Below are 6,194 nucleotides of genomic sequence, written 5' to 3' on the forward strand. Positions count from 1 at the left end.
TCTCTGCCGCAGTCGATTACATGGCCTGACTCAACCCCGCGGCCGGCACAGTCCGCGCCGCGCTCGGGCCGTCCGCGGGGTTGAGTCAGGCCATGTAATCGACTGCGGCAGAGACGGTTGTGGTCGAGCGCTCGGATTGCACGCGAAGACAGGTATCGCACGCACGGGTGGCGCGCCGAACGGAACGGTTCGTGCCCTTGTAAGTCGTTGATTCCTCCAAAGCGAGCACCCCGCTCGCGATCGATCGCCAGGGACGGCAGGACCTCCTTCGAGTCGGTCACCCCTTGCAACTCCACTACCTCGTCGCTCCGCAACCGCTCGCCTCCGGCGACCCCTCCGCGTCCTCGCGGCACTCGGACGAGGCAGGGTCATCGAGTGAGCCCGGGCAGATCGCCGGGACACCCGCGGCCGTATCCGGGGTATTCGATGCGAGCCGGCCCGAGGGTGTGATCCCGACCGCGCGGTCGCGTGCCTTCACGTGGCGCTACCGCCTCGCGATCGCGTCACTCGGCATCGCATGCTTCAGCCTGCTGGGTCAGGGCGAGCGATGCCGTGTGGACCCGCGGTTCGTCTCGCCGAGCCGGACGCTCGACACGTACTGGAGTGCGCTGCGCCACGGAGACGCCGATCTTGCGTGGGAGTGTCTGGTCGACGGACGCCACGACCTGCCGATGCCAGGCTCGCTGTGGTTCCTGCCCGAGACCGACACGCTGCTGCTCACGAACGTGCGCGCGCTTCCGGTCACCTCCGCTCGCGTGGTCGTCAACTACGATGTCGTGTACGTACCGCGCGGCGTGGGAGAGATGCGCACGTTCCACACCGGCGACGAGCTGGTGCGCGAACGCGGCGCGTGGCGCATCTCGCGTGCGATCGGCGAGGCGAGCATGCCTGACTGGGAACCCATCCCGGGACCGGTTGACATCTGATTCGGCGCGCTCCTAGGCTCGCGTGCCGCAATCGTTGTAGACCTCGAGGGGCACTCGACCATGCGCACGCTTCTGCGTTTTTCCTTCTTCGGCCTGCTGCTCATCGCGCTGCCTGCGCATGCGACCAAGTACGCCGGGGAGTTCCTCAAGGCACCCATCGGGGCGCGCGCGATCGGCATGGGTGGTGCGTTCGTAGCGGTCGCCGATGACGCGACTGCGCCTTACTGGAACCCCGCGGGCATGGTCTACCTGCCGTATCGCGAGATTCTGCCGCAGCACGCCGAGCGCTTTGGAAGCCTCGTCAACCATGACTATCTCGGGGCGGTGATTCCGATCGGCGCCAAGAACGCGCGGCGCCTGGCACTCGGCGCCGGATTCGTGCGTCTCGCGGTCGACGACATTCCGGTGACGCCGCGGCCCGGCGACCTGAGGCCGGCGGTCGACTTCGTGGACGGCGGCCTCGACGGTGACATCAGCACCAACGATCCCGGCAACCTCGACGGCGTGTGGCAGCCGGGCGAGCGGCTGCTCGATCTCACGCTCTATCGGGCGAGCAGCTCGGACATGGCATTCCTCGCGTCGATCGCGTTCCAGCGCAACAGCCACTGGGCGTACGGCGCCAACGTGAAGTTCCTGCGCCAGAGCGTTCCCGACACGCTGCCCGGCGAGCACGTCACCTCGTTCGGCGCCGGGCTCGACGCCGGCATGCTCTACATGCCGACCGACGCGGTCACGATCGGCGTGGTGGTGCACGACCTCACCACGACCTATCTGTCGTGGAGCAACGGCACGCGCGAGCTGATCGTCCCGACGCTCGACACGGGTGCCGCTCTCAATTTCTATCCGGCGGAGCATCACGCGCTCACCATGGCGCTCGACCTGGCGTGGGGCTTCGAGGATCGGGAGCTCGGCTCGCAGGCGTCGCTCGGGGCCGTCACGCTCGACTTCCGAACCGGGGTCGAATACTGGTTCCGCAACACGCTCGCGCTGCGCACCGGCGCCAATGGCAAGGACCTCGCATTCGGTGCCGGGCTCCGCTACCGCCACTTCGGCGTCGACTACGCCTCGTCGCTCAACCGCTTCTTCGCCTCGGGACTCGACGAGTTCCAGCGCGAAGAAGACCTCGAAGCGACGCATCTGGTGTCCGCCTCGTACGCCTGGTAGTCGCCGCGCGCCTCGAATCACGCCGCCGAAGGCCGCGTCGCGTGCGCGGTTCTTGACTCGGCCGCCGCGCGCTCCGTAGGGTCCGCGTTCACTCGTGCATTCGCCGTGAACGGAGGGACCCCGTGGCGCATACGATGGCGGTGGTGCTGTCGGGAGGGGGCGGCGAGCGCCTGAGCGTGCTGACCTCGGAGCGCGCGGTGAGCGCGGTCCCGTTCGGCGGCAAGTACCGCATCATCGATTTCGTGCTCAGCAACTGCTGCCACTCGGGACTCGAGCGCGTCGCGGTGCTCACCCAGCACGCGCCCACCTCGCTGCACGACCACATCGGCTCGGGACGAGCGTGGGATCTGGACCGCCGCACCGGCGGCGTGCAGCTCCTGCAGCCCTACCTCACGCGCGAGCACGCCGGGTGGTACCGCGGAACCGCCGATGCGCTGGCCCAGAACTGGGACGTGCTCGGCGGCTCGGGCGCCGCGAACACGCTGGTGCTGTCCGGCGACCACGTCTACAAGATGGACTACCGGGCATTGCTGCGGACTCACGAAGAGAGCGGCGCACGCGTGACGCTGGCGGTCACCGCGGTCGAACCCGATGAGTCGTGGCGCTTCGGCATGGTCGCGATGGATCGCAACGGTCGCGTCACGGCGCTCGAAGAGAAGCCACGGCAATCGAGCCTGCGCCTCGCATCGATGGGCATCTACCTGTTCGACACCGAGGTGCTCGGCGAGGCGATCGCGAAGCAGCCGGTCGACCTGGTGCTCGACGTGCTGCGCCCGTTGATCGAGAAGGGCGAACGCGTGTTCGCGCACGAGCACACCGGCTACTGGGACGACGTCGGAACCTTGAAGACGTTCTACGAAACGAACCTCGGACTGCTGGCGCGCGAGCCGCGCCTGGTGCTCAACGACGGGCGCTGGCCGATCCTCACGCGTGACGAGGAGCGCCCGCCGGTGCAGTTGCTGCCGGGCGCGATGCTGGACGGTGCGCTGATCGCCAACGGCTGCCGCGTGTCGGGACGCATCCGCAACTCGATCCTGTTTCCGGGCGTCACCGTCGGAGCCGACGCCGAGATCGTGGACTCGGTCATCATGCAGGACGTCACGATCGGTGCTGGCGCGCGCGTGGACCGCGCGATCGTCGACAAGTACGTGCGGGTAGGCGCGTCGGCGCGAGTCGGCGACGGCCTTGCGATGGACGTGCCGGAACTGGCGTGGCTCCACGGCCTCACGCTGGTCGGTAAGGACTGCGTGCTACCCGACCACGCTCGCGTCGGCCGCCAGGCGATCCTCGGCGTCGGCGCGTCGTCGTCCGACTTCGTCGACGGCGCGATCGCGGTCGCTCGCGTGGTGCCCGATCGGGTCTCGCTGACGGGGAGCTCGTGAGCGACCAGCGTTACGCCTTCATCCTCGCCGGCGGGCTCGGCTCGCGGCTGTGCCTGCTGTCCGAGCGGCGCGCCAAACCCGCGGTCCCGTTCGGTGGCAAGTACCGGATCATCGACTTCTCGCTCTCGAACTGCGTCAACTCCGGTATCTACGACATCGGAGTGCTCACGCAGTATCGACCCACTTCGCTGCATCAGCACGTCGGGATCGGTCGACCGTGGGATCTCGACCGCACGCGCGGCGGCATCCAGCTTCTGCAGCCGGCGCTCGGCTCGATCGCGACCGAGTGGTACCAGGGCACCGCCGACGCGATCTACCGCAATCTCGTTCACCTGCGGCGCCGCCGCTGCGAGCAGGTCCTGGTGCTGTCGGGTGACCACATTTACAAGATGAACTACGACGTCATGTTCGCGTTCCATGTCGCGAACCGCGCCAGCGTGACGGTCGCGGTCACCGAGGTGAAGCCGGAAGAGATCAGCCAGTTCGGAATCCTCGAGACCGATCGCTCGGGTCGCGTCACCGCGTTCAAGGAGAAGCCCCGCCAGGCCGAATCGCGACTCGCCTCGATGGGCGTCTATCTGTTCGATCGCGAAGCGTTGTTCCGGCTGCTGCGCGAAGACGCCGCGCGCGAGGACTCGACCCATGACTTCGGCAAGGACATCCTGCCGCGCCTCGTGCAGCGGCAGGAGGGGCTGTTCGCCTACCGGTACGGCGGCTACTGGCAGGACGTCGGCACGCTCGATTCGTTCTTCGAAGCGAACATGGCGATGGCGTCGGAACAGCCGCCGATGGATCTCAACGATCCGGGCTGGCTGATCCATACCCAGAGTGCGGATCGACCCCCGGTTCGATTCGAGCCCGGCGGCAGCGGTGACCGCAGCCTGGTCGCGAATGGCTGCCGTGTGGCCGGGCGCGTCGAGCGCTCGGTGTTGTTCCCGGGCGTGCACGTCATGGCGGGTGCCGTGGTGCGCGACAGCATTCTCATGCACGACTGCGTGATCGGCCCGGATTCGACGATCGAGCGCGTGATCTTCGACAAGGAAGTGCAGGTCGGGTCCGGCGCCAGAGTCGGCGACGGCGACGACTTCACGCCCAACCACGCGTGCCCCGACCACCTCTCGAACGGACTGGTGGTGGCGGGCAAGGGCGCGCGGCTACCCGGCGGCATCTCGGTCGGACGCAACGCCCGCATCGGCGCGGGCGTGCGCGAGAACGCGATCACGAACGACATTCCGGCCGGCGGTGTGGTGCACGGCCCCGACCCTGAGCACTAGCGAATCAGGACGGTACGCGCAGCCGCTGTCCGATTCGCACCGTGTTCGAACGCATTCCGTTGAGCGCCTTGAGCCGCGCCACCGTGGTGCCGTTGCGCGCTGCGATCTCGCTCAATGTGTCGCCCGAGCGGACGCGAATCGTACGACTCGTCGCACCGGCGCTCGATTGACTCGAAGACGCACTGCCTTCGCGTCGCGGTGGCGGCTTGAGCGCCGCGACCTGCGCGCTGTCGACCGGTGCGCGCTCGGCGGCGGAGGCGACCGCTTCGGCGGTTCGGACCTTGAGACGCTGGCCCGGACGCAGCCGATCGGTCTTGAGCCGATTCCACTGGCGGATTTCGGCGGCCGACACGCTGTGCTTCTCGGCGAGCGCGACCAGAGTCTGGCCTCGCCGTACCGTGATCGTTGAACGACCCTCGGGGTCCGACGCGCCCTGCACCCGGGGCATCGCGCGGGGCGGCAGCGCCGGAACGTAGTCGGTCGAGGCGCGCGGATCGTTGGGCTCGAGCGTCGCGACTTCGAGCGTGGCGGGTCGCAGACTCGAGCGCACGGTGAGCACCATCCCGCGCTTGAGCGGGCGAGCGCTGGTGATCCCGTTCTGGCGCGCGAGCCGAGTGGCGTCGACGCCGTACTGCGACGCGATCGTTCGCATGGTCTCGTTGCGTCGCACCCGATGCTTCACCGTCAGATCGACCTCGGGCATCTTCACACCGCCGTCGATTGCCTGCAGGATCACCTCGGCAGCGCCGCGCGGAACGCGCACCGTCGAGACGCCGTCCTTGGAAACCGGTGTGGTGTGACGCAGCACCGCCGGATTCAGCACCTTCAGATCCTCGTAGGTGCAGCCGGCGAGCTTGGCGAGCGCACGCAGATCGACGCGGCCCTTGAGTGCGAGTTCGTCGAAGTCCATCGGGTCTTCGAGCTCGACGCCGTGGAAGCCGTACTTGTCGGGATCGCGCGTGATCGCCAGCACCGCCATGAAGCCCGGCACGTATTCCTCGGTCTGCTTCGGCAGTCGCAAGTCCCAGTAGTTCGTGGTGCCCTGATTCTTGATCGCCCGCAGCACCGTGCCTTCGCCCGCGTTGTAAGACGCGAGCGCCAGCGGCCAGTCGCCGAAGATCGTGTAGAGGTGCTTCAGGTAGCGCGCCGCTGCCACCGTGGCCTTTTCGGGATCGCGTCGCTCGTCCACCCACTGATTCACGGTCAGGCCGAACATGCGCGCCGTGCCCTGCAGGAACTGCCAGGGTCCGACCGCCGCGGCATACGAGCGCGCATGCACGTTGAAACCACTCTCGACGAATACGAGGTGCACCAGATCCGGCGGCAGGCCCTCTTTCTGGAGCACGTCGCGGAACAACGACATGTAGCGACCCGAGCGCCGCAGCCAGCGCTCGAACGTCGAGCGGCCGCTGCCGGTGAAGAACCGGATGTGGCGATAGACGTCTTCG

Annotated in this window: 5 protein-coding genes; 4 read left to right on the top strand and 1 reads right to left on the bottom strand. The window is 67.9% G+C overall.

All coding sequences use genetic code 11. From position 1 onward, the window contains the following. Positions 1 to 284 precede the first annotated feature (284 nt). From HOP12_11135 to HOP12_11150, 4 genes are all read left to right on the top strand, one after another. Positions 285 to 926, top strand: a complete 642-nt coding sequence (locus tag HOP12_11135) for a hypothetical protein (protein ID NOT34708.1) — start codon at positions 285 to 287, stop codon at positions 924 to 926. Between the two features lie 60 nt (positions 927 to 986). Beyond that, a complete protein-coding gene (locus HOP12_11140) occupies positions 987 to 2,090 on the top strand; it encodes a hypothetical protein (protein ID NOT34709.1) in 1,104 nt (367 codons plus the stop codon). 122 nt (positions 2,091 to 2,212) lie between these two features. Next, the gene (locus tag HOP12_11145) at positions 2,213 to 3,472 is read left to right on the top strand and encodes a glucose-1-phosphate adenylyltransferase (GenBank protein ID NOT34710.1); all 1,260 of its coding nucleotides are present in this window, start codon (positions 2,213 to 2,215) and stop codon (positions 3,470 to 3,472) included. Between the two features lie 20 nt (positions 3,473 to 3,492). After that, positions 3,493 to 4,746, top strand: coding sequence for an NTP transferase domain-containing protein (locus HOP12_11150; GenBank protein NOT34711.1), 1,254 nt, complete (start codon positions 3,493 to 3,495; stop codon positions 4,744 to 4,746). A 4-nt stretch (positions 4,747 to 4,750) separates the two neighbouring features. Here the strand turns inward: HOP12_11150 and HOP12_11155 are convergent. Then, positions 4,751 to 6,194: LysM peptidoglycan-binding domain-containing protein (locus HOP12_11155; GenBank protein NOT34712.1), on the bottom strand; the 1,444-nt coding region annotated here is incomplete at its 5' end.

This window comes from Candidatus Eisenbacteria bacterium (genome assembly GCA_013140805.1).
Classification (GTDB): domain Bacteria; phylum Eisenbacteria; class RBG-16-71-46; order RBG-16-71-46; family RBG-16-71-46; genus JABFRW01.